Here is a 24,437-nt window from a genome sequence, read left to right on the forward strand (position 1 = left end):
AAATTATTGTTCAACAAAATTAACTAGAAATTCGATATCAATAGTTCTTTTATTTTTCCGCGACCTTCCGATTTGCTGTTAATCATCCTGGTAGCGTCAACGCGTTTAATAGAGCATGAAGAGTAAATTTCGTCAAAGAAGTTATCTGCGTAATTAGTATTTTTTGGATCTGAATTGCTAACAACTATTTTCGCGCCTTTTTTATCTAAAAGAGATACAAAATTAGCAAGCTCTACCTGATTTTTATCATCAAAAGATTGGCTTGTATATGCTGTAAAATTCGCTGTTTTTGTAATTGGTCTGTATGGTGGATCAAAGTAAACAAAAGTATGCTCATCAATAAAATCGGCTGATTCCTTGTAATCTCCGCACACGATTGTTACATTTTGCAATTTTTTAGAAATCGCCCTTAAATTATCTTCGTCGCAAATTAGCGGATTTTTGTACATACCCATTGGGACATTAAAATGTCCTTTTTTATTCACTCTAAATAATCCATTAAAGCAAGTTTTATTAAGGAAAATCATTAGTGCTGCTTTTAGGGTATTTTCTGACGAATCTCCAGAACCGATAGAATTAAATAATTCTCGCTTACTTAAGTAATATTCCTTGCGTGCAGGCGTATTTAATGGCAAAAATTCGTTTGATAACTTTTTAAGAGAAATAATCAGCTCCTCGATATTATCTCGAATTACTTTATAAGTATTAATAAGATCAGCGTTAATGTCGCTTATGTACACTTCTTGTAAATCGTACAGGCTTAAAATATCAAATAGCACAGCTCCGCCGCCAATAAATGGTTCTGCATACTTGGTAACTTCTGAATTTGTAAATCTATAGTACTTCTTAATTTCATTAAGAAGTTGACTTTTCCCACCGGCCCACTTCAAAAAAGGTTTTAGTTGTGCCACTTTAATCAAATTCTCCAAGCCTAATATATTCAATTTCCCTTGTTCAACTATTGTACTATCAGCTTTACAAATAAGATTTAGCTTATTTCCAACACTCATAATTGTTTCTCCCCCAAAAGCATACGTTTTATTTTCCCTATATCAGATATTTCACAATAGAATATGTTTTATGTAAAAATATTTCCCTTTAAATTCAATTGTTGAATATTACTTTATAAGTAAATGTTTCAATATCAATAAAATATAAAAATTGTGGATAACTTTAGTTTTTATATCTGTAGTTTATAAAGAAATATGAAAACAATAAAAACACAAAACGCGGCACAGAAACGTAGGTTATGTAAGAAAACTACGTACTGTACCGCGTATTTGTAAAACAGCTTAATAATGTATTTTATTAAGCGGCAATAGTTAAGGCGTTTGCTGCTTTACGTTTTGCAATGAAACGAAGCACGCATTTACGCAATTCGGAAGCAATTAACACGACCATTGAAAGACCGAGGCACTCGAACCATTCCGTTACGCTCAAAGGAACAGTGCCAAATGGTTCATTCAAGAACGGTATGTAAATTACAGCCAACTGGAGCACAACAGAAACTGCTATAGCACCCCAAAGCCAACGATTTGCAAATAAGCCTACAAATACGCTTTGTGAGTCTGAACGAGATGCTAACGCATTCAGCATTTGCGCAAACACAAGAATTGTGAAGCCCATTGTGCGAGCGTGAGTAAGCTGAGCAGCGTGATCCATAATTCCAACAGAACGGTCCGTAAAGAATCCACCTGCCAAATGCATATCCATACCGATTAACGTAATAGCAGCCATGATTATGCCGATAAATACAATATCTCCCCACATTCGTCGGTCAATAACGCTATCGGTAAGCTTTCGAGGCTTTCGATCCATTACGTCGTCAGTTTGCGGATCAACGCCCATCGCGAGTGCAGGAGCTGCATCCGTAAGCAAGTTAATCCACAAAAGCTGAGTTGCAAGCAAAGGCAAAGTTACGCCAACAGAGTTTGGCTGTGTAATTCCCAGTGCGCCAGCGAAAACAACGCCGCCGAAAACAGTACAGACTTCGCCAACGTTAGAACTGAGCAAGTATCGCAAGAATTTACGAATATTGTCGAAAATTCCGCGACCTTCGCGCACTGCTGCAACAATTGTAGAGAAGTTATCGTCAGCCAAAATCATCTTGGCAGACTCTTTAGTTACTTCTGTACCAGTAATGCCCATAGCAACGCCAATATCGGCAGACTTTACGGCTGGAGCATCGTTTACGCCGTCACCAGTCATAGCAACAATGTTTCCTTGACGTTGAAGCGAAGAAACGATAGCTAACTTGTGCTCAGGGGCTACTCGCGCGTACACGCTAGTTTTACTGATAGCTTCATCAAAAGCAATATTATCGTCGTTGCGTGAAAGCAATTCGTCAAGTTCGTCGCCTGTAAGTGCATGCTCATCTTTTCCAATAATCCCAAGATCTCGAGCAATACGCGTAGCCGTAAGAGGATGGTCGCCTGTAATCATAACAGTGCGGATTCCAGCGCGATGAGCTTGAGCTACACTATCTCGAACTTCAATTCGCGGAGGATCAATAATTCCAACCATGCCATTCCAAATCAAATCAGATTCTAGTACGTCACTTTGTTCCGCAACGTCCGCGATTTGACCTGCAGCGTTAGAAACCATGCCATCAACTTTTGAAAGACTATCGACTCCAAGCGGCCTATAAGCCATTCCAAGCGTGCGGTAGGCTTCTCCAGAAAGACGTTCAACAGTTGCTAAAATATCTTCGCGATCGCCGTCAGTAAGCGGACGCACGGCACCAGCTACTGCAATACGCGTGCAATAAGAAAGCAACACGTCCGGAGCGCCCTTAGCGCAAACAATCAGATTTCCAGAATCCGAACCATCTTTAACAACAACAGACATACGTTTGCGTTCAGAAGTAAAAGGTACTTCCGCAACTCGAGTCAAATGAGCGTAACGTTTGTCCGCTTTTGTTTTACGAGCTGCTACTACTAGCGAAACTTCTGTAGGGTCTCCAACTGGCTGCCAACTTTTAGTAGTTTCGTCATAATGTAAATCGCCGTCGTTAGCCAAACATCCGGAGCCTAACGCGCCTAATACTTCTGTAGCAAGATTTTGCGGTACTGCTAAATCTGCGTCCGCAGAACCAATTAATATCATGCGTCCTTCAGGCTTGTAACCACTTCCTGTAAGCTGAACTTCGCCGCTAGGTGTTACTACGCGTTCAACAGTCATCTCGTTTCGAGTTAAGGTGCCTGTTTTATCGGAGCAAATAACAGAAGCAGAACCAAGTGTTTCCACGGATGAAAGCTTTTTTACAACAGCATGATGCTTCACCATTCGTTGCACGCCAAGCGCAAGAACTACTGTCAAAATCGCAGCTAAACCTTCTGGAACAGCAGCAACAGCTAGGGAAACAGAAAGCAGCAGAGAATCAATAATATCTTGAATACTGTGGAAGCCTTCAATCAGCCACATGGAAGCAAGAACAACAGCTGCAATAATGCACACCGCAATTCCAAGAACTTTAGAAACGTGTACCATTTCTTTCTCGAGAGGTGTTGCTTCGTCATCTGATTTTGAAAGCATATCCGCGATTTTGCCAACTTGTGTGCGCATACCTGTAGAGGTGACTACAGCGCGACCGGTTCCTTGCGTAACAGCAGTTCCGTTGAAAACCATATTTGTGCGATCGCCTAAAGCTTTTGCAGACGAAAGCGTATTCGGACGTTTGCTTACTGCAACAGATTCGCCTGTAAGACTTGCCTCAGCTACGCGTAATGAAGCCGCTGCTATAAGTCGACCGTCTGCAGACACGGCATCTCCTTCGCCAAGCACTAAGATATCGCCTGGCACAACTTCTGCAGTATTAATGCGCACCACGCTACCATCGCGCAAAACTGAAGTTTGCGGAGCACTCATTCTAGCTAAAGCTTCGACTGCTTCTTCTGCTCGCGACTCTTGAATGTAGCCAAGCACTGCGTTTGCAATCAAAATAATGATAATTACGATTGAATCAAACGGCAGAATCTCTCCACCGCTGTTTCCTTTATGTTGTGCGCGCTCAACAAACCACGCAATTGCAGAAATAATAGTTGCTGCAATAAGCAAGTAAACGAGCGGATCTTTAAATTGATCAAGGAACCGTTTCCATGCTGGAATTTTAGGAGCAGCAGCAAGTGCATTTGGACCGAATTGATTAAGTCTTTTTGCAGCTTCCTCAGAGCTTAAACCGCATGTAATATCTACGTTAAGTGATTTAGCTACTTGCTGAACATCGCACAATGATGGATCTTTGCTATTAGCTGAAGAGTCAGCTGTTTTATTGGATTGATCAAGAGCGTGATCAACCATATCTTCCCCCTTGGGAGTGCCGCGGAGTAGTCAATAATCGCAATGCTAACGCTATTTTTAGCGCTTCGTATTGTAACTATTGCGCGGTTGTGGAATATTGCAATAGTTTGCAACAATTAAGTACCGTTCTATTATGCCATACAACGCGCCGAGCTTAGAATCAGCAGACTTTGCCAGCTTCAGAAAGCTATTAAACAATGCCTTGGGGGCATGTGAGAATAGGAGTATGACTACGAAAAAAGGGCCGACCAAGGGGTCGGGTGGAAAACATCGCAATGCTTTGCGCGGAAAAGGTCCTACTCCGAAGGCTGAAGATCGCGTGTATCACAAAGCTTATTTTGCTAAGAAAGCTGCTATTAAGCGCACATTTGCAGATCCGCGTTTGGCTGCGCGCCGCAGAGTGGATAAGCTTGGTAGTGATTCAGATGAGTTAGTAATTGGTCGCAATGCTGCTTTAGAGGCGTTAAGAGTTGGAGTTCCAAGCACTCAATTGTATGTGGCTAATCGCATTGAGCATGACGATCGCACGCGCGAAATCGTGAAGTTAGCAGGCATGCAGGGTTTGCGTTTGCTTGAAGCGGATCGCCTTGAAATGGATCGTATTGCGCATAGTACGAATCATCAGGGCATTATTTTGAAAGTTCAGCCTTACCAGTATCACTCTTTGCAAGAATTGGTTGAACGAGCGGAAAAGAAGGCGCGCGCAATGGAAGCTGCTGATTCAGATTCTGCTCGCATTAATGCTCGACCATTGTTTATTGCTTTGGATGGCGTTACGGATCCTCAAAATTTGGGTGCTGTTATTCGTTCTGCAGCAGCTTTCGGTGCTAATGGTGTGATTTTGCCTGAGCGCAGAAGTGCTTCCGTAACTGCTGCTGCTTGGAAGGTTTCTGCTGGTGCTGCAGCTCATTTGCCAGTTGCTAGAGTTGTTAATTTAAATAAGGCAATTCAAGGTTTGCGAGAGCGCGGATGGTATGCAATTGGTCTTGATGGCGGCGGCGATAAGCTTGTTGGAGAAACTGGCTTTGAAACTGATCCGTTAGTTGTTGTGCTCGGCTCTGAAGGTAAGGGCATGAGTCGCCTTACGAGAGAAGCGTGCGATGCTATTGCTGGAATCCCAATTTCTAGCGCGGTTGAATCTCTTAACGCTTCTGTTGCAGCAGGCATCAGTTTGTACGCTGTTGCTAACGCTCGTCGTTTGGCTGCATTGAATCAAAACTGAAATTTTCAAACTTTAAAATCACGCTTGCACTGTATTGTTACGGTGTTAGCGTGATTTTATTTGGTTGGGGCTTTGGATTTGCTGAAGTTTAGTACTTACGCAATTTTGAAAGAAATAATTAAATAGAAATATGCATATTAGCGAAAATACTATAGAAGAAAATAAAACACTTATGAACGAAAATACTGTTACAAATACAGGTACAAATACGAACACAAGTACGTCAAAAACAAAAAAAACTTTAAATGTGACAAAAACTTTAAAAACAACAAATAAATTATGGTTCGTAAAGAATGCTCGTTCACTTATTTTTATTGCATACCTATCTGTCGTCGTAGCAGTTATGTGCTTCCACGAGCCTTGGTTTGATGAAGCTCAAAGTTGGCTTATTGCACGCGATTCTTCGTTTGCTGATTTGTTAACTCTTCGCCCACATTATGAAGGCCATCCGCCGCTTTGGACTTTGCTTCTTTCCATACCTGCAAAAACAGGAGTTCCATACGAAATTGGTCTTAAAGGCGTGCAACTTCTATGCACTGCGCTTTTGGGTGGCTGGCTTATTTTTCGCGCGCCTTTTAGTAAATTGGCTGTGTTTTTGCTTCCGTTTACGTATTTTTTGTGCTTCCAATATGGCGTTACTTCACGCCCGTATGCTCTTCTTTGCGCGGCTTTGTTCATGGTTGCGCATTATTGGAAACAATCTGATTCTAAGTCTTCTGATACTTGGAAACTCGCTTTAAGTCTTGTACTTTTATGTGCAATCAGCGCGTATGGCATTGCTTTAGCAGCAGGTTTTGCTTTTGCGTGGATTTGGAGAGTTGTAAAATCTGCAGGAATTAAAAAAGCTTTCGCTGAAATAGTCTCTAACACTAACAGATTAGTAAGCTGGATAATCCTTGCTTTAGTTGGAATTGCAAGCATTATTTGCATTTGGCCTGCTGCTAACGCTTTCGCATCGCGTGAAACATTCGACGGAAATTCTCCTCTTATACAATTCTTGTCATTTATTTTCGTTATGCCATCAGAAAGTATGTTCACTCAATTTGCTGGCGATGTTTCTTTACGTAGACTTATGCTAAGCGTACCTTCCGCGATTATTTGCGTTATTATTTCGATTTTAATATGGTCTTTCGCTGTAAGAATCGCTTATCGAAGAGGCATGCTTGTTTCTTTGATACTTCCTTACTTGACTTTTGCGGCAATTGCCACGCAATATTTCACTTTGCATCACGCAGGAATCGTTTTTGTATTCTTCGTATCTCAACTTTGGATGTGTATTGCGCGTAAGCCACTGGAATCTAAAGATATTCCGGCGATTATTTTTAGGTTGTTCAAAGCTGCAAATAAAGCTGAAAATAGCAATAGTAAATCTGCAAGTAAATCTGCCGGAAGCAAAGTTATTGCTGGCATTATTATTGTTGTTTTATTATCCCCAAGCTTGATTTGGAACGGGTATTCTTGCGTTAACGATATTCGATTCGACTATTCAGGTTCGCGCGCACTTGCGCAATTTATTAAGCAAAATCATGCTGAAAACATGCGATTCGTAACGTCTTGGCTACATCAAGATGAAAAAACGGATAAACAAGGTAATGTTATTGTTCCTGAATTTGAAGATATTCATCAATATTCGTGGCAGCTTATTACAGCAAATCCTTATTTCTCGAAGAATCTTATTGATTGCAGTTATAAGAATAGCTCGTTTATTACAAATGAGCAGCCATCTCAAGAACAGGCATCAAATGAAATGGGTGCTTGCAAAGCAAAGAAAGAACCTAAATTCTTTGTCACAGAATCAGATAAGCCTTGGTATTATTTTGTGTATTTAAACTACAATATCGACCATTATACTGAGCATACTATTGCTAAAACAAAATCATCTTGGAAAGCAGGAGTCTCAGAAGGAAGAATTATTGTATATGAGCGCAAAAAATAATTAGCGCATTTATATAATTATATTTAAATATATTTAATTACATTATGAAAATGCCCCTGCGTAAGTTAACTAACTTATTTAGGGGCATTTTTATTACAGTGTCTTACTTTTTAATAGTAAAACATGCGGTTTTATTTACCAGAAACCGAATGGATCAAATATTCCACCATCGTCACCATCGTCATCTCCACGTTGTTGTAAATCGTCATCGTCACCATCGTACGAGTTACTTCCGCGTTTTTTACCAGGCTTCTTTTGGTTTTTCTTTAATTTCTTTTCTTGCTTATTTGTGCCATTAACAGCAGTTTCTTCTTGGTTGAATGTAACTTGCAACTTAAGTGTGTTGCCGTTACGAACTATTGTGAGCGTAGCTTTTTGATTGAACGCTGTTGCTCTCACATACCCGAGGAGTGCGTAATTATTGGATACAGGCTTATCGTCAAAGGCAACAATAGTGTCATTGGCTTTGAGTCCGGCTTTTTCAGCAGGGCTTCCTTGATTGACAGAAACAATTTGAGCTCCTCCGCGAGTAATTCCTTCGGACTCAACTGCTGTGCTTTTAATCATGATCCCTAGTGCTACGTGCTTTACAGAACCATTCTTAATAATTTCTGTAACTACTCGTTTCACCAGATTTGCTGGAATTGCAAAGCCGATGCCGATAGATCCTGTAGTCTCCCCTTGAGCTGATGTCGCTGCAATAGAAGAATTAATACCTATGACCTTTCCGGCAGCGTTAAAAGTTGGGCCGCCTGAATTTCCTGGATTAATAGCTGCATCAATTTGTACTGCATTAGTTACAATTTCAGAGCGGCTTTGGTCGTCCATAACTGATACTGGACGATTTAAAGCCGAAACAATGCCTGTGGTAGCTGTATCGTCATATCCAAGCGGATTTCCGATTGCCATAACCGGTTCGCCAACGGAAAGCAGATTAGAATCTGCAAATTGGACTGTCTTTAAATTATTTGGTGAATTGTCTAATTTAAGTACTGCCAAATCAGTAGTTTTATCTGCTCCGACTAATGTAGCTGAATAAATTTGACCATTAGAAAGGGTTACTTGAATTTCTTTTGCATTAGCAATTACGTGATTGTTTGTTACAACATAACCTTTTGAATCAATAATTGCTCCAGAACCCTTCCCCATGCCTTTCTCTAAACGAGTTTGTATAGAAACAACGGCTCCGGAAACATTTTTTGCAACTCCTTGCCAATCCGGAGATTGTCCGCCTTTAACTACTGCGGTCCCAGGGCCAGAAGAATGAGAGCCGATGTTTGCGAAAGAGCCGCTTTGTGGAATTGAAATAAGACCTTGCGAGATTACAAATAGAACTACAACTACGCAAACTATTGCAGAAATTGCGGAGGATAAAATGGCAACAAAAGCAGTTGACGAAGAGCTTTTTGTTTTTCTTTTGTTACCTTTTTTGTTTGTGTCGTTTGTATTTGCTGCTTTTGTGCTAATAATGCTTGTTTTTGCTATATTTTCATTTTCTTCGTTACTTGCATTATTGTTAAAATTCTGTTGCGCTGGTGTTTGATTGCCAACTTCATTATTTGGGTAAGAATTATTGTCTGTGCCGTAATTATACGGATTTCCGAAGCCGTTAAAATTATTATTTCCGTAGTAATTTTGTGATCCAATGTATTGCGTAGGAGCATTGTTGATATTTGTATTATCCGCATCGTTATTTTGGTTTACGGCGTAATTGTTAGCTGGATACTGTGTAGTGTTTGTACCAACTTCATTTTCGTTATTTGTTGGGCCGTAAGCTCCGAATTCAGGAGCTGGGCTATATGTTTGTGCTGGTTGCGTTGTTTGCGTTGGTTGTGCTGGTTGCGTCGGTTGTTCCTGCTGCTCGTAATATCCATTATTTGCAGTTTCATTGGATTCCTGCTGATTTGCACCATACATATCGTCAGCCATTCATCCTCCTTACAAAAGACTCTTAACACACCATAATAAACCATGCCATTATCTATGTAAGAGATAGTATGTTTTTTTATAATTTTTTAAATAATTTGCCTTGTAAATTTCATAAATTTTGCAAATTAATTTGGATATTGTCACAGAAAAATATAAATTGTGTGTGTTTTTTATTTATACTCGTCATGCCTTCTAATAAAGTAAATGCTATGACAAGTCTTCTTGAACATCCACGCGGAGCTGAGCCTGGGAAGCCTGGTGACCGCAAAGAATTTTCGTTTACAACTAAAACGCGACTTTCCAATACTGCTGAAGGTAAAGGTCGTGACGGTGCTCGCTATGGGCGCACCGGCGTAATTCACACGCCTCACGGAGATATTCAGACCCCAGCATTTGTACCTGTTGCAACGCAAGCTGCAATGAAGGCAGTGTTGCCAGAAAGCATTAAGGATTTGGGCGCTCAGTGCATGCTTTCAAACGCTTTTCATTTGTACGAACGTCCTGGCGCGGATGTTCTTGACGAAGCTGGCGGATTGGGAAAGTTTATGAACTGGGATAAGCCAACCTTTACGGATTCTGGCGGTTTTCAGGTTCTTTCTTTGGGTGCTGGTTTTAAGAAGACCCTTGCAATGGACGTTACTGGCATGAAGTCGGATGATGTTATTGCAGCCGGTAAGGAGCGTATGGCTTTTGTTGACGAGGATGGCGTAACTTTTAAGTCTCCTCTTAACGGAGCTAAGCACCGTTTTAGTGCTGAAATTTCTATGGGAATCCAGCATAAGCTGGGCGCGGATATTATGTTTTCTTTCGACGAGCTTACTACTTTGATGAATACTCGCCGATATCAAGAGGAATCTGTAGAGCGCACTTTCCGCTGGGCAAAGCGTTGTGTTGCAGAGCATCAGCGTTTAACCGAGGAGCGTGTAGGCAAGCCGTATCAAGCATTGTATGGCGTTGTGCAGGGTGCTAATTATGAGGATTTGCGTAGGCATGCGGCCGAGCAGATTGCTTCTTTAGATTTTGATGGCGTAGGCATTGGTGGCGCTATTGAGAAGCGAATTATTGGTGATACTTGCGCTTGGATTTGCGATGCTATGCCGGAAAATCGCCCACGCCACGTGCTTGGTATTGCAGCCGTGGATGATATTTTTGCTTGCGTTGAAAACGGCGGAGATACTTTCGACTGCGTGGCTCCAGCTCGCTGCGGAAGAAACGGAGCAATTTTTACTCGTCATGGTCGCTACAACGTAAAACGTGCAGAGTTTAAGCATGATCAGCGTCCGCTTGAAGAAGGCTGCGATTGCTACACTTGCACGCATTATTCCAGAATGTATGTGGATCATTTGTTGCGCGCTAGTGAAATGAATGGATTTACGCTTGCAACCATTCATAATGAGCGTTTCTTTGTGAAGCTGCTCGACGATATTCGAGCTTCTATTGACGGCGGATATTTTGAAGAGTTCCGCGATGAGACTCTTGCACACTATTACGAAAACGGTTCTAAAGGCTGAGAGTAGTTTTGAGCGCAAAATGCTAGGTTAAATATTGCGAATTTATGTTAAATATGATAGCCTTGCACTTTGTATGCGAACGTGGCGGAATGGTAGACGCGCTGTCTTCAGGTGGCAGTGAGCGTATGCTCGTGCGGGTTCAAGTCCCGCCGTTCGCACTAGTTAAAAAGGCTGGAATTGCAAGGGCTTTGCCTCTTACTATTCTGGCCTTTTGTGCAAATATAAGGCAACTATATTGCAACTGCAATGCAAAAAAGTGCGAGTATTGTACAAACTTTTATTTATTACAAGCGACGGTGATGTAATGAACACTAACGATGAACTAAATATCAATAATGTAGGTGACAATTCTTACGATCCACATATTGGTCGCGAATCTCACGTTGTGCCGGGTCGTTTTGGTGAGCCTTTAAAAGTTATGAATGCACAGTATTCGCAAGGGAATGCTTCAGCTCATCCAACGCATCCGCTGCTTTTGCTCCTTCACGGTTGGGGTTCTAACGAGGAAGATTTATTGGATTTGTTGCGAGTAGTTGCACCATATAATGATGCAATCGCTTTACGTGCTCCACTTAAGTTGGCAGAAGGCGCTTACAGTTGGTTCCACGATGCTGTGCCGCAGCGAGAAGATTTAGATTACGATATGTATGCTGCTGCTGTAGCAATTGACGAATGGGTGCATGAAAATATTCCAGCGAATCGCGACATTGTGCCATTTGGTTTTTCGCAAGGCGCTGCGCTCGCGGTGCACGTTTTGCGTTTGAATCCTTCGCGCTACCGTGCGGCCGTTTCGCTTTCCGGGTTCATAGCGCCTAGTGTTCCTGCTTCCTCGGAAGAAATCGCATTACAAGATAACGATTTAGCTGAGCGTAATACTCCTGTATTTTTCGGCTACGGATTAGAGGATGGCGTGATTCCTCCTTACGAATTCTCGGCTGCTGCAGCGTGGCTTGAGGAGCACACTTGGCTTGAAGAACGTCGTTATCGCGGGTTGGATCACGCTGTTGATATGAACGAAATTGGCGATATTCGCAAGTGGTTCGTAACTCACGATATTTCTTCTGGGCTTATGTAAATTTACTTAGATTTATGTAAATTTATTCGATTTTGTTTTTTCTTAATCTGTAAATTAATTTGTAAAGTGATTTCATGAATATGCGCGATGAGATAGTATTTGCAATGAATCAAGCCTTGAATTTGGCTCGAGAGTCTGCTTCTGCAGGCGAAGTCCCAGTTGGAGCAGTTGTGCTTGATGGTAGCGGTAATATTATTGGCAAAGGCGCAAATATGCGAGAGCAGAGCGCTGATCCTTTGGCTCATGCTGAAGTGCTTGCTATGAAAGATGCTGCTACCTCGCGTAAATCTTGGAATCTATCTGACTGTACTCTGGTAGTAACTCTTGAACCTTGCCCTATGTGTGCTGGAGCTGTGCTGCAAACGCGCCTTAAACGCGTGATTTTCGGGGCGTGGGATGCCAAACTTGGTGCGTGTGGTTCTGTATGGGATATTTTGCGAGATCCTCATGTTGGCTCACGTCCGGAAGTCATTGGTTCAGTATGCGAATCTGAGTGTGCTCAACCCTTGCGAAACTTTTTTGCGCATCAACGTTAGATAAGTGTTGCATTATTTTTTAATGTTGCGTTTAATTCAAGATAACGCAGTGCATGAAAAGTAATTTTTAGCGTGTTCCCCTTGTGTTCATTCTAGCAAAATGTTATAGTTGCGGTAACGTTACCGCATGAGGTAAGTTGAAGAAACCGACAATTGTGGGAACGTTATCTCAATTGCGGATTCTATTCAGCGCTGATGAAGCTGCTCATTGAGAATAAGATTGCACAGAGGCTCTTATGCATGGTTGCATAGTGCTGTTTTTCTCCAACGAGAGGAGTATATGGAAAAACGTAGTATAAAACATGGAGTACAAGCTAAAATCAAAACATATCGATAACAGTGCAAAATTGTTAACACTGGTTGAGCATAAGAGATGAGCTGGAGGTGTCATGTCGTACATTACGATTCGCGATGTTGCGCAACGTGCTGGTATATCAGTATCAACTGTTTCTCGCGCATTGAATAATACGGGTCGTATATCGGCAAACACTAAGGCGAAAGTTGAGCGTGCAGTTGCGGAACTAGGTTATATACCAGATTCTCGCGCTCAGGCGATGCGGTCATCTCGTACTAAGACAGTGGGGCTACTTGTGCCAGATATACGCAATGCGTATTTTGCTGAGCTTGCGTATACTGTGCAAGACTCGTTGTTTGATGCCGGCTATTGTGCGTTTATTGGAACATCTTCTGAGAGTGCAGCTCGTCAAGATTCATTCATTACAAGTATTCTTTCTCAACGCATTGATGGTGCGATTATTGTGCCTCAAGGTGAGGAAACTGATGCTATGAGAATGTTGATGGAGCAGCATCTTCCACTTATGTTTATGGATCGACATGTGGAGTCTCGGACTGGCGATTTGACGCATGTGCCAGTTGTGGATTCGGATCCAGAGCAAGGTATTCGTGAAGCATTATTGGATGTTAAACAACATGGTTTTTGCTCAGTTGGCTACGTGTCGGGTCCAATTATCGCTTCACCGTCACTGCAAGAACGTGAACAAGTATTTCGTACAGTGGCTTCGGAGATATTTGGCGAAGAACATGTATTTGTAGAATCTACGGGATTTGAACAATCCTCATGCGCTAGCGTGTTGCATCGCATGATTAGCGTTGGTGTAAAAGCACTTATTGTCGGTTTTTCGCCAGATGCGCTGCGAGTGATGGATGTAATGGCTCGTGAAGGATTAGTGATAGGCAGTGATATTTCACTTATCTCGTTTGATGATGTTGAAATATTCCGCTTAGCAACGCCGCGTATTTCTACTATTTCGCAACAAGTTCAGCGCATTGGTCGTACTAGTGCTGCACTTTTTTTGGATATGTTAGAACATAATGTTGATGTTCAATCGCAGCGAGTAGAAACTATGTATATTCCGCGTGAATCGTTAGGAAATGCGTAGCTGTAAGGCTGTTATTCTATAGCTTGACACTATTGTTATTGATTTTTGTACCGTGACTTTGTAAGCGTGTGCAGCAATCACCTGAGCGTACCGTTGTTGTTACGTTTTTGCATGCACATTGCGGCATAATTCTCATCCAAAGTACAAGCGTAATGTAGCGTAATTTATTGCATTTTCGTGGCAGCAGTGGTGCTGTAGCGAAGAAAGAGGTAAGACATGACGGAACTATCGCTAGTAGGAGTATCGAAAATATTCGGTAATTCTACGGTAGTTGACAATGTGTCTGTAACAGTAAAACCAGGTGAAGTGCATGTTCTCCTTGGTGAAAATGGTGCGGGCAAGTCAACAGTTATTAAGATGATGAGCGGCATTTATCAGCCAGATAAAGGTCATATTGAGATCAATGGTGAAACAGCGCGAATTCCTAATGTGGATACTGCTCGCAAATTGGGCATTGCTGTGATTCACCAAGAGTTAAATTTGGTGCCAGAACTTTCTATTATGGAAAATTTGTTCCTTGGTATGCTTCCTACGAAAGCTGGTTTTGTTAGTCGCGCGACGATGCGTGCTCGTGCGGAATCTGCATTGCAAGTTATCGGTTTAGATGAAGATGTCAATAAGCCAATGGGACAACTTGGTGTAGCTCGTCAACAGATGGTAGAAATAGCCAAAGCACTTATGCAGCATGCATCTATCCTTATTCTTGATGAACCAACAGCTGCTCTAACAAAACCAGAATGTGAACAGTTATTTAACATTATGGAAGATTTAAAATCCAAAAATGTTGGAATGGTGTTTATTTCTCATCATTTAGATGAAATTGCGCGTATTGGTGATGTTGTAACCGTACTTCGCGATGGCAAATACGTCGATACTGTTGATGCGCAAGTTCCTGAGAAGGAACTTGTAAAACTCATGGTAGGTCGTGATATTACAAATCAATTCCCTCATGGCAAACGTAGTCAAGGCAAAGAGCTGCTAAAAGTAGAAGGCTTAACGCGAAAAGGTACGTTAGAAAATGTATCCTTCAGCGTTCATGCTGGCGAAGTTGTGGGTCTTGCAGGTTTGGTAGGTGCTGGTCGTACCGAAGTTCTTCGTGCAATATTTGGTGCAGATAGTTATGATTCAGGTTCAATAACTGTTGATGGTAAATCTATTGCAAAAGCGAATATTGCAGGAAGCATCGCAGCTGGTCTTGGTTTAGTCCCAGAAGATCGTCGAGTACAAGGGTTGATTCTTGAAGCATCTGTTGCAGAAAATTTGGGAATTTCTACATTAGTTCCTACAGCACATGCAGGATTTGCGGATTTGAAAGGGCAGCGTACTCGCGAGGAAGAAACTGCAAAAAAATTGCGTATTCGTATGGCAAACATTGATCAACTCGCTGGTTCGCTATCTGGCGGTAATCAACAAAAAATCGTGTTCGGCAAATGGTCTATGGCGAACGTGAAAGTGCTATTGCTGGATGAGCCTACTCGTGGTGTTGATGTTGGTGCTCGTGTAGAAATTTACGAGTTGATTAACAGTATCGTAGAAAATGGAGGTGCTGTGCTGATGGCATCCTCAGATTTGCCTGAAGTGCTTGGCATGTCAGATCGCGTATTGGTGATGTCGAACGGCAGAATCAGCGGTGAATTAGCTGCAAGCGAGGCTACGCAGGAAAGTGTGATGGAACTTGCAGTGACTCACCTTAATACATCTGGTATTTGAGCATACAGGAATGAGTAAAACCTTACTGCTTTCAATATGAAACTGATACATGAGCCATATTGAAATCTTAAAAATTAAAGTTACCAATCAAACGTAAAACTTGCATACAACAATTTATTGCACACAGCAGTGCAGTGAGTTATAGCAAAATTTGTTAAAGGAGTATAAATTATGGCTGCTACGAGTAGTGCAAAATCTGAGCATTTGGGATACGGTGCAGTTGATAAAGGATTTTTGCCTGCAGCGAAAAAGTTTGCATCACGCAATGGCGCTCTTATCGGCTTGATTATCTTGTGTGCTGCGCTTTCGTGCGCCACGCCAGCATTTTTGACAAGTGTGAATATTCTCAATGTGGGTATTCAAGCTGCGACAGTTGCTATTTTGGCATTCGGTCAAACCTTTGTTATCGTGTCCGCTGGTATTGATTTGTCAGTAGGTGCGGTGGCTGCAATTTCTAGTATGTTGGTTGCGTATACAGGCGTTTCTATGGGTTTGCCACCAGTGTTAACTGTTGTTGTAGGCATAGTAACCGGTGCGCTTTTTGGTCTTATTTCAGGTGTTGCAAACGCTTTTCTTAAGTTACCGTCGTTTATTGCTACATTGGCAATGATGTCTGTTGCGCGTGGACTTACCCTTGTTGTTTCAGACGGTCGTCCTATTTCCACTTCTGGCATGGTGAATTTCTTTGGTGCCAAGATATTAGGTATTCCAATGCCAATTGTGATGATGATTATCATGGGTGTTATTGCTGCAGTAATACTGAACTTCACCACTACTGGTCGTTCTATGTATGCTGTTGGTGGAAATATGGAGGCTTCTCGCCTTTCTGGTATCAATATTCATAAAACGCAAATTATGGTGTTTGTTTTTTCCGGTATTTTCGCTGCCATCGCTGGTTTAGTTATTGCCGGTCGTTTACATTCCGCTCAGCCTCAGGCTGCCGCTGGCTATGAAATGGATGCTATTGCTTCTGTTGTTATCGGTGGTGCTTCGCTTTCGGGCGGTAAAGGTAAGATTTCTGGCACTTTCGTAGGAGCAATTTTGCTGGCTGTAATTCGTAATGGCTTGAATATTTTGAATGTTTCCTCCTTCTGGCAGCAAGTAGTTATTGGTTTGGTTATTGCCTTTGCTGTGAGCCTTGACACTTTGCGCCGCAAGGAAGATACGCACTGACAGCAAATTAATACTTTTTATAAACTTGATCTTCTCGTAGGAAGGAGGTGAATCTTGCAAATGTTGATTCGTAAGTGGCGAGTAATCAATATTTTCAGCAAGAATTGAGACGATTTGGAATATTATAACTGAACTTTATAACTCAAAACTACGTAACAATAAGGTAAAGAGATGGTGAAACATCAGCCTTATGTCACTGCAACATTGTGGATTTATCGAACTAAAACTTGCGGTAGCACAGGGCAATAATCAAAGGAGATATGATGAATTATCCAATTATGCGTCGAGGCGTAAAGATTGCTTGCGCGGTTGCAGCAGCATCTGCACTTATTGTCAGCATGAGTGCATGTGGTAGTACTAATGGTGGCGATAAAGTCGCATTGCTAGTTTCTACTTTGAACAATCCGTTCTTTGTGGATTTGCGTGATGGTGCCCAAGCTGAAGCAAAGAAACTTGGTGTTGATTTGCAAGTTTCCGACGCTCAGAATGATTCTGCAAAGCAGCAGGATCAAGCGCAGAATGCTCAATCACAAGGTGCAAAAGTTGTTATTATTAACCCTGTAGATTCTGATGCTGCTGGTCCTGCAGTTGCCCCGTTGCTAAGCGCGAACTTGCCTGTGATTTCTGTTGACCGTTCTGTAACTGGTGAAAAAGTTACTTCGCATATTGCTTCCGATAACGTTGCTGGTGGTGCTCAGGCTGCTGACACGCTAGCTAATAGTATGGGCGAAAAGGGTGAAGTTTTGATTTTGCAAGGTATTCCTGGAGCGGCTTCTACTCGCGACCGTGGCAAAGGATTCAAAGATCGTATTAAGAAATATTCAAATATTAAAGTTGTAGCAGAACAAACTGCTAACTTTGACCGTGCTGAAGCATTAAATGTGGCTACTAATTTGTTGCAATCGCACCCGAATGCAACCGGCATTTACGCCGAAAATGACGAGATGGCATTAGGTGCCATTCAAGCATTAGGAGCTAAAGCTGGTAAAGAAATTAAAGTAGTCGGTTTCGATGGCACTGCTAACGGTATGAAAGCTATTAAGGCCGGCGCAATGGCTGGAACAATTGCTCAGCAGCCAAAGGAACTTGGTCGTTCTGCCGTTGCTGCTGCTGTAAAAGCTATTAAAGGGCAAAGTGTTCCAAAGACTGAACCAATTACTGTGAAAACAGTGACAGTAAAGAATGTGGGTGATTTTGAGTAATACATATTTTGCATAAAACTATGTAATTCTGTATATAAACATTAAAGTTTATGTTGAGTAGTTTTATGGATTAATATAGCTAATGCAAAATTTATATGGTGTTGAGAGCATTCATGATGCTTTCGTGAAAATAATCGCAACAGTAAAATTTATTAATACCGTATGCTTTAGTGTTCTCAACGCCATTGTTTTCTTAATAAGATTTTTTATCATATATGTTCGTGGTGGCGCACTTGTTATGAAGGTGATGATCATTGTTGATGTCACTTTCATGAGCCACGATATGGGGTGAATTATGTTAACTCATGGTATTTTGAACGCACAATTAGCAGCTGCTATTGCAAAATTGAGGCATAAGGATCAATTTGTTGTTTCTGACTGTGGCTTGCCTGTCCCAGCGGGCGTAGAAGTTATTGATTTAGCTTTGGTTTTTGGAATACCGCGATTTCCTGATGTGCTTGCGTCAATAAAGGATGATCTTGTTCTTGAGTCTGGTATTATGGCGGAAGAAGCTTGTGATGATGTTCCAGAAACATGGATCAAGGATTTGCTTGGTGTGCCATTGACTTATGTGCCGCATGATGGCGAACGAGGGTTTAAGGCTCTTGTTTCGCAAGCTAAATTCGTGATTCGAACGGGTGAGACTACTCCGTATTCTAACGTGTTGCTGCGTTGTGGCGTTCCATTCTAAGCTTTGTTTTGCGCAATATTTAGGGAGAATTATGTGTAGTTATCATATGCTTGACTCGTTAGAGAGTTTAGAAAAGATTAAAGTCATTCAGCCTGTTAACGTGGCTTTGCAACATGAGACATTGCCTGCGTTACGAAATATGAAGATGCCTACTGTAGCGATAGTTGGTTCTATGAATGCGGATTATACTATTGTTGCTAATCGTCTTCCTATGCCTGGTGAGACCATTAAAGGTAACGAAATACGAATACTGCCTGGAGGTAAGTCAGGTAATCAGGCAGTATCTGCTGCAAAGCTTGGTGCGCACGTATGTATGTTCGGTGCTGTAGGTGATGATGCTAATGCTGATTTTCTTACTGGTGCTTTGCGAGAATCTGGTGTTGATACGACGTATGTACGTCATGTACCCAATTGCAACAGTGGCGCAACAGTGATTACAGTGGATGCGCAAAGTGGCGAAAATACTATTGTTTATGCGCCTGGGTCTAACTCGCAAGTTGATATTGATTATATTCAGTCGCCATCTGTGCAAGCTGCTATTACTAATGCAAAAGTATTAGGGCTTTGCTTGGAAAGTCCATTAGAATCGGTTACGATGTGCGCTCGCTTAGCGCATGAGCATGGCGTAAAAGTTTTGCTTAATAATTCGCCTTTTTTGGATACATTACCGCAAGATCTTATACGATCTGCAGATATCTTACTGGTCAATGAGCATGAAATGGCACAGCTATTGCATATTTCAGAACCAGATAGCGGTGATTGGGATTCATTTGATTGGAAGCATACGCTTCATGCAATGCATGAGTTTGGCTTTAATGAGGCAATAGTAACACTTGGCTCACGTGGGTCTATGGTTTTGGATTATGCTGATAATTCGGTGCATCGAATTATGGCTCAGCATGTCAATGCCGTTGATACTACGGGTTGTGGCGATGCTTTTATGGGTACTGTGCTTGCGTGTTTGTCTGTGGATATGCGGTTGGTTGATGCAGCGTCACTCGCTTCTTATGTAGCTGCATATGCTGCTACTGGTTTTGGTGCACAAGCTTCTTACGGTACAGTTGCTCAAATTCGTCAATTTTTTCACTTGTAAGTAGGTGATGCATGCATAAATTGTAAGTATATTCAGTTGACGTTCGCGCCTTGCCGATGCGCAGAATTTTGACATTCTTCTAAAACTGTGTAATATGCTATAAAAACCAAAAAGCAGTTGGCTGATTTTAGTCACTACAATCAGCCTTACTGCTTTTTACTATATTTACAGTCGCTTCGACGAATTTTCATGTATGCACGAATTTCGCCTAAGCACATTTTTACCTAAAAGGAGGTGTCACTATGAGTGGCATGAAATATGCAATGATCGGTTCGGGAGCTATGGGATATCGCTATGGCGTTTTGTTGCAGGAAACGGCTGGCATTCATGTTGATTTCATTGATGCCTGGGATGAGAATGTGAATAAAGTTCGCGAGCAAGGCGGCGTAATGGTGAGCCGTGACCATGAAAACCGTCATTTGGTGCCGATTAATATGTATACGCCTGAAGATTATGACGGCGATCCAGACGTGTGGATTGTGTTTATGAAGCAAATGCAGCTTGCGGAAATGTTGGAGCGTTGTAAGCATCTGTTTAAAGAGCATCAGGTTGTGTTTGCTGCTATGAATGGCTGGGGTCATTTTGAAAAGTTGCAGCAGTACTTCCCGGATGATCATATTTACGGCGGAACTGCCATGATTGCAACCGTTTTGAACGGTCCAGGCGACGTTGATTTTATTGGTAAAGTTGGCGTTGGAACTATGAATATGTGCGCGTTGAACGAGCAGGTGAGTGACGTTGAGCTTGCTATGCGAGACGACTTTAAAGCTGCCGGATTGAATCCTACTATTACGGAAGATTTCAAGGGTACGTGCATGGCGAAGGTAGTTTTCAATTCCGTAGTTAACACTTTGTGCACAATGTATCAGATTCAAATGGGTCAGTTTATTTCGTACCCTGGGGCTATGGATATGGCTCAACAGCTTATTAACGAAGCGTACGACGTGTGCGATCGTGCCGGAATTCGTATGGTTAATACGCGTCAGCAGGAGCTAGAGGCTATCGATTACGTAAGTCGCGTTGCAAATCCTCTGCACTATCCTTCTATGTACCAAGATATGAGTCGCGGACGAAAGACTGAAGTCGATTACATTAATGGTTACATAGCAAAGCTCGGTCGCGAAAATGATTACGTTTGCCGCACTCACGAATTCTTAACTCACGGCGTACACTTAGCGGAACTTGCTTTTAAATTGCACCATCAGCAATGATTTGGAGAGCATTCTACAATTCGTAACATGAATGAGAAGGAGGCGCGGCTCGCGGTTTTTACTGCGGGTCGCTTTTTATTATCCGCGCGTAACATCTAATATGCTGATAAAATTTAGAGTCTAAAATAATAAATACTACTAAATAAATAAAATTATTTGTAATGAATAAAACTGTAATAAAAATACTTATTAACGTAAATTGATGGGGATTAAATGACTACTTTTGACAGAGCAAACTTGCCAGAATCCGTGCGCACAAACGGCGCTACTCCAAACCCTTGGTGGGCGAATGCAGTTGTGTATCAGATTTATCCACGAAGCTTCCAGGATACGAACGGTGACGGCATTGGTGATTTGAAGGGAATTACTTCGCGCCTTGATTATTTGGCTGATTTAGGCGTTGACGTGCTCTGGCTCAGCCCTGTTTACAAGTCCCCACAAGACGATAACGGCTACGATATTTCCGATTATCAAGATATTGATCCGCTTTTCGGAACTTTGGAAGATATGGACGAGCTGCTGGCTGGAGCTCACGAGCGCGGTCTTAAAGTCGTGATGGATTTAGTAGTAAATCACACTTCTGACGAGCACGCTTGGTTCCAGGCTTCAAGAGATGCTTTTAGTGATTACGCTGATTGGTATTGGTGGAGGCCTGCGCGTGAAGGTTGTGTGCCTGGTGAGCCGGGTGCGGAGCCGAATAAGTGGGGTTCGTATTTCGGCGGTTCCGCGTGGACTTACGATCCGAAGCGCGGAGAATACTTCCTTCACCAGTATTCGCCAAAGCAGCCAGATTTGAATTGGGAAAATCCCGCGGTTCGCGCTGCCGTGTACAAGATGATGAATTGGTGGATGGATTGCGGAATTGATGGCTTCCGCATGGATGTGATTACGCAAATTTCCAAGCATGTTGATTCTGAAGGTCGTTTGCCGGGTGAAGATGGCTGCCAAATTGAAGATTTGCCAGCTGGTGCTGACGGCTATTCTTCGCCATTCCCGTTCTGCTCGGACGGTCCTCGTTTAGACGAATTCTTGCGTGAGATGCGTGCAGAAGTTTTCGACGGTCGCGAAGGTTATCTTACTGTCGGCGAGGCTCCGGGAATTTCTCCGCACCGTAATACTTATATTACTGACCCTGCCCACAGCGAACTTGACATGTTATTCCTGTTCAATCATGTGGATATCGATTGCGAAAACGGTACTAAGTGGAATCCTGTGCCGCTAAAGCTTACGGCATTAAAGAGCGTGATGGCAGAGCAGCAACAAGCGGTAGCGGATGCTGGTTGGGCGAGCCTGTTCTTTAATAATCACGATCAGCCGCGTGCGCTTTCTCGCTGGGGTAGTGAGGCTAGCGAGGAGATGCGCGTGCGCTCTGCTAAGGCGATTGCCATGCTTCTTCACATGCACCGCGGCACGCCTTACGTGTACCAAGGCGAGGAAATTGGTATGACTAACGCGCACTTTACGCGTCTCGAGCAGTATCGCGATTTGGAAGCGTTGAATATGTTTAAGCAGCGCGTAGAAGAAGCGCATATTCAGTCTGCTGAGTCGATGATGGATGCGCTCGCAAAGCGCGGCCGCGACAATTCTCGAACTCCAATGCAGTGGAATGCTTCTAAATACGCGGGATTCATGCCTTTTAATGTTCAGTCGGTAAATAACGCAGAGCCGTGGATTAGTGTGAATCCTAATTATGTGGATATTAACGCAGCAGAGCAGATGGAAGATTCAGATTCCGTTTACGCTTTCTATAAGTATTTGATTGCGCTTCGTCATTCGGAACCGATTGTTTCTGCTGGTTCTTGGGATTTGGTTGATGCAGATGACGAGTGCGTGTATGCTTTCGTGCGCGAGCTTAAATCTGGTTGCGAAAAGCAGGAAGATTCTGCAGAGACTGCTGCGGAATCTGCTGCAAATTCCGCGGAATCTACAGAACGCATGCTCGTAATGGTTAATATGACTGACTCAACTGTGCCTATCCCTACGCAGAGCGCGCAATTATTGCAAAATTGCGCCTCTAACGCTTTTGTAGGGCGTGACGTAATGGTTACGACCTACGACGTGAATCACGCGCTTACATCGCTTAAAAACGGTACGCTTGCGCCTTGGGAAGGTATAGCTGTTACTTTGCAATAGTTTTAATAGCGTTAATTTGCAATAATCACTTTGCAATAGTTTCGTCTACTAACTTTGGCAGAGCTTTCGCAATATCTTCGCGAATAATACGCTCTGCCAAATAGTCGTATTGCGTAGAGCCCAGGTTCATTATCGTAATCGGCACTCCAGCGCGCGCAGCTAACGGCACGAGGCTGGCAGCTGGGAATACTTCCAGCGTGGAACCAATAACCCACAGCTCGTCCGCTTTAACTATTGCTTGCGCACTGCGTTCCATAGCACCTTCTGGAAGCGCTTCTCCAAAATAAACAACGTCTGTTTTTATGAGACCATTACAAGGCATATTGCTGCGGTACGGCAGAGTGCGCCTGCAATGCGGATCCGGGTGCTCATCTAAATCTGCCATAATATCGGCAGTTTTATAGCTCGCGTGGCAACTCATGCAGTGTGAGGTTCCAATGCTTCCGTGCAAGTTCACTATAATGTCTGGGTTATTGCCAGCTTTTTCGTGAAGTGCGTCAAAGTTTTGTGTGGCTATAAGGTCGAGCATTCCTGCCTTCTCGAGTTTTACAAGTGCTTTGTGTGCTGTTCCTGGCTGTGCGTTCCAAACGGGAGACTCTTTTTGCCAGCGCCAAGAGTAGACGCGTTCCTCTTTACTGCTTAAAAATGCGTCTATGTCATAAACGCTCATTTGCTCTGGGTGTTTAGTCCAAACTCCATCTGGACCGCGAAAGTCAGGAATGCCTGCGCTTGTGGAGATTCCTGCGCCTGTGAGCACAACAATGTGGTGTGCTTTATTGCTCGATTGCTTGTTGCTCATTCTTCTGCTCCTTCTTTTATTAATGTCTGTTAATACCCTATTCTTATTTTCTTATTTTTCTTTTTTCTTTATGCGCTTTACGCTTTTTGTGTTTTTATGTGCTTTGTATGCTTTATAAAAGTTTATTTAATAAGTATCTATTTATATAGGTATTTTTTATTTCATAAATAGAGCTCATATATTTTGTATGTACTGCTGCTGAGTTTGTGCGAGCGTTGTAAAGCAAGCGCTACCGCATTAAGCTCACTTTAAGTTAATCTTCTTTGGTCGTCAGATTACGCTTTCTTAATTAGTTTAAAGAAAGCGTAATTGTTTGCGCGCTTGCGCGGAAAGCACACTGTGCTTTCTGCATAAGCAAGCGCTACCGCATCGGGTTGCTTTTCGCGCTACGCTTTAAGCGAAAAGCAAGTCGATGCGACACTCCCGGTTTTGATGTTTTTGGGGCTATTCTTGATTATTTTTTGTTGGTTTTGATTATTGTTCCTGGTCTTGTGTTGGTTTTTTGGTGTTTTTTCGC

General features: G+C 42.5%; 17 protein-coding genes and 1 tRNA gene. 14 read left to right on the forward strand and 4 right to left on the reverse strand.

The genetic code is table 11. The features are described 5' to 3' along the window. Window positions 1-23 precede the first annotated feature (23 nt). Window positions 24-1,010 carry a DNA adenine methylase gene (locus tag HXT39_RS00250; protein WP_102703278.1) on the reverse strand — a complete coding sequence of 329 codons (987 nt, stop codon included), beginning with the start codon at window positions 1,008-1,010 and terminating at the stop codon, window positions 24-26. A gap of 298 nt (window positions 1,011-1,308) precedes the next feature. Beyond that, window positions 1,309-4,299, reverse strand: a complete 2,991-nt coding sequence (locus HXT39_RS00255; protein ID WP_064621761.1) for a cation-translocating P-type ATPase — start codon at window positions 4,297-4,299, stop codon at window positions 1,309-1,311. Between the two features lie 226 nt (window positions 4,300-4,525). Here HXT39_RS00255 and rlmB point away from each other — a divergent pair, with 226 nt between their 5' ends. Beyond that, window positions 4,526-5,521, forward strand: coding sequence for a 23S rRNA (guanosine(2251)-2'-O)-methyltransferase RlmB (rlmB, locus tag HXT39_RS00260; RefSeq protein WP_064621762.1), 996 nt, complete (start codon window positions 4,526-4,528; stop codon window positions 5,519-5,521). A 130-nt stretch (window positions 5,522-5,651) separates the two neighbouring features. Next, window positions 5,652-7,457, forward strand: a complete 1,806-nt coding sequence (locus HXT39_RS00265) for a hypothetical protein (RefSeq protein WP_103013736.1) — start codon at window positions 5,652-5,654, stop codon at window positions 7,455-7,457. A 135-nt stretch (window positions 7,458-7,592) separates the two neighbouring features. On the opposite strand, the gene HXT39_RS00270 is transcribed toward HXT39_RS00265, so the two are convergent. Further along, window positions 7,593-9,386 (reverse strand): S1C family serine protease, encoded by a 1,794-nt coding sequence (locus HXT39_RS00270; RefSeq protein ID WP_103013735.1) that lies wholly within the window; start codon window positions 9,384-9,386, stop codon window positions 7,593-7,595. A gap of 185 nt (window positions 9,387-9,571) precedes the next feature. On the opposite strand from HXT39_RS00270, the gene tgt reads away from it, so the two are divergent. The 12 genes from tgt (at window position 9,572) to HXT39_RS00330 (ending at window position 23,121) form a co-directional block, all read left to right on the forward strand. Beyond that, the gene (gene tgt, locus HXT39_RS00275) at window positions 9,572-10,897 is read left to right on the forward strand and encodes a tRNA guanosine(34) transglycosylase Tgt (protein WP_004109431.1); all 1,326 of its coding nucleotides are present in this window, start codon (window positions 9,572-9,574) and stop codon (window positions 10,895-10,897) included. A gap of 75 nt (window positions 10,898-10,972) precedes the next feature. Continuing rightward, window positions 10,973-11,055: transfer RNA gene (locus tag HXT39_RS00280), tRNA-Leu, on the forward strand. 146 nt (window positions 11,056-11,201) lie between these two features. Beyond that, window positions 11,202-11,972: an alpha/beta hydrolase gene (locus HXT39_RS00285; protein WP_004109429.1), complete on the forward strand. Its 771-nt coding sequence runs from the start codon at window positions 11,202-11,204 to the stop codon at window positions 11,970-11,972. 74 nt (window positions 11,973-12,046) lie between these two features. After that, complete coding sequence (locus tag HXT39_RS00290) at window positions 12,047-12,508, forward strand: nucleoside deaminase (RefSeq protein ID WP_064622043.1); 462 nt, start codon at window positions 12,047-12,049, stop codon at window positions 12,506-12,508. A 389-nt stretch (window positions 12,509-12,897) separates the two neighbouring features. Beyond that, window positions 12,898-13,908: a LacI family DNA-binding transcriptional regulator gene (locus HXT39_RS00295; protein WP_103013734.1), complete on the forward strand. Its 1,011-nt coding sequence runs from the start codon at window positions 12,898-12,900 to the stop codon at window positions 13,906-13,908. A gap of 216 nt (window positions 13,909-14,124) precedes the next feature. Beyond that, entirely contained in the window at window positions 14,125-15,618 is a 1,494-nt protein-coding gene (locus HXT39_RS00300) for a sugar ABC transporter ATP-binding protein (protein ID WP_033888531.1), read from the forward strand. Between the two features lie 171 nt (window positions 15,619-15,789). Continuing rightward, entirely contained in the window at window positions 15,790-16,791 is a 1,002-nt protein-coding gene (locus HXT39_RS00305) for an ABC transporter permease (RefSeq protein WP_004109423.1), read from the forward strand. A 263-nt stretch (window positions 16,792-17,054) separates the two neighbouring features. Further along, the gene (locus HXT39_RS00310) at window positions 17,055-17,993 is read left to right on the forward strand and encodes a D-ribose ABC transporter substrate-binding protein (protein WP_369827460.1); all 939 of its coding nucleotides are present in this window, start codon (window positions 17,055-17,057) and stop codon (window positions 17,991-17,993) included. 295 nt (window positions 17,994-18,288) lie between these two features. Further along, on the forward strand, window positions 18,289-18,684 hold the full coding sequence (gene rbsD / locus HXT39_RS00315; RefSeq protein WP_004109421.1) for a D-ribose pyranase: 396 nt from the start codon (window positions 18,289-18,291) through the stop codon (window positions 18,682-18,684). Between the two features lie 46 nt (window positions 18,685-18,730). Further along, the gene (locus HXT39_RS00320) at window positions 18,731-19,777 is read left to right on the forward strand and encodes a ribokinase (RefSeq protein WP_004109420.1); all 1,047 of its coding nucleotides are present in this window, start codon (window positions 18,731-18,733) and stop codon (window positions 19,775-19,777) included. A 242-nt stretch (window positions 19,778-20,019) separates the two neighbouring features. Continuing rightward, window positions 20,020-20,988 carry a ketopantoate reductase family protein gene (locus HXT39_RS00325; RefSeq protein WP_012914555.1) on the forward strand — a complete coding sequence of 323 codons (969 nt, stop codon included), beginning with the start codon at window positions 20,020-20,022 and terminating at the stop codon, window positions 20,986-20,988. 213 nt (window positions 20,989-21,201) lie between these two features. Beyond that, the gene (locus HXT39_RS00330; RefSeq protein WP_102703275.1) at window positions 21,202-23,121 is read left to right on the forward strand and encodes an alpha-glucosidase; all 1,920 of its coding nucleotides are present in this window, start codon (window positions 21,202-21,204) and stop codon (window positions 23,119-23,121) included. Window positions 23,122-23,146: 25 nt separating this feature from the next. Here HXT39_RS00330 and HXT39_RS00335 read toward each other — a convergent pair whose 3' ends face one another. Next, on the reverse strand, window positions 23,147-23,920 hold the full coding sequence (locus tag HXT39_RS00335; RefSeq protein WP_012914553.1) for an SIR2 family NAD-dependent protein deacylase: 774 nt from the start codon (window positions 23,918-23,920) through the stop codon (window positions 23,147-23,149). Between the last annotated feature and the right edge of the window lie 517 nt (window positions 23,921-24,437).

The organism is Gardnerella sp. DNF01159 (assembly GCF_049244215.1).
GTDB lineage: Bacteria > Actinomycetota > Actinomycetes > Actinomycetales > Bifidobacteriaceae > Bifidobacterium > Bifidobacterium swidsinskii.

What these genes read in the sequence shown, in the direction of transcription:
- HXT39_RS00250 (WP_102703278.1), bottom strand. Translation starts at nt 1,010, where the DNA reads ATGAGTGTTGGAAATAAGCTAAATCTTATTTGTAAAGCTGATAGTACA.
- HXT39_RS00255 (WP_064621761.1), bottom strand. Translation starts at nt 4,299, where the DNA reads ATGGTTGATCACGCTCTTGATCAATCCAATAAAACAGCTGACTCTTCA.
- rlmB (WP_064621762.1), top strand. Translation starts at nt 4,526, where the DNA reads ATGACTACGAAAAAAGGGCCGACCAAGGGGTCGGGTGGAAAACATCGC.
- HXT39_RS00265 (WP_103013736.1), top strand. Translation starts at nt 5,652, where the DNA reads ATGCATATTAGCGAAAATACTATAGAAGAAAATAAAACACTTATGAAC.
- HXT39_RS00270 (WP_103013735.1), bottom strand. Translation starts at nt 9,386, where the DNA reads ATGGCTGACGATATGTATGGTGCAAATCAGCAGGAATCCAATGAAACT.
- tgt (WP_004109431.1), top strand. Translation starts at nt 9,572, where the DNA reads ATGCCTTCTAATAAAGTAAATGCTATGACAAGTCTTCTTGAACATCCA.
- HXT39_RS00285 (WP_004109429.1), top strand. Translation starts at nt 11,202, where the DNA reads ATGAACACTAACGATGAACTAAATATCAATAATGTAGGTGACAATTCT.
- HXT39_RS00290 (WP_064622043.1), top strand. Translation starts at nt 12,047, where the DNA reads ATGAATATGCGCGATGAGATAGTATTTGCAATGAATCAAGCCTTGAAT.
- HXT39_RS00295 (WP_103013734.1), top strand. Translation starts at nt 12,898, where the DNA reads ATGTCGTACATTACGATTCGCGATGTTGCGCAACGTGCTGGTATATCA.
- HXT39_RS00300 (WP_033888531.1), top strand. Translation starts at nt 14,125, where the DNA reads ATGACGGAACTATCGCTAGTAGGAGTATCGAAAATATTCGGTAATTCT.
- HXT39_RS00305 (WP_004109423.1), top strand. Translation starts at nt 15,790, where the DNA reads ATGGCTGCTACGAGTAGTGCAAAATCTGAGCATTTGGGATACGGTGCA.
- HXT39_RS00310 (WP_369827460.1), top strand. Translation starts at nt 17,055, where the DNA reads ATGAATTATCCAATTATGCGTCGAGGCGTAAAGATTGCTTGCGCGGTT.
- rbsD (WP_004109421.1), top strand. Translation starts at nt 18,289, where the DNA reads ATGTTAACTCATGGTATTTTGAACGCACAATTAGCAGCTGCTATTGCA.
- HXT39_RS00320 (WP_004109420.1), top strand. Translation starts at nt 18,731, where the DNA reads ATGCTTGACTCGTTAGAGAGTTTAGAAAAGATTAAAGTCATTCAGCCT.
- HXT39_RS00325 (WP_012914555.1), top strand. Translation starts at nt 20,020, where the DNA reads ATGAGTGGCATGAAATATGCAATGATCGGTTCGGGAGCTATGGGATAT.
- HXT39_RS00330 (WP_102703275.1), top strand. Translation starts at nt 21,202, where the DNA reads ATGACTACTTTTGACAGAGCAAACTTGCCAGAATCCGTGCGCACAAAC.
- HXT39_RS00335 (WP_012914553.1), bottom strand. Translation starts at nt 23,920, where the DNA reads ATGAGCAACAAGCAATCGAGCAATAAAGCACACCACATTGTTGTGCTC.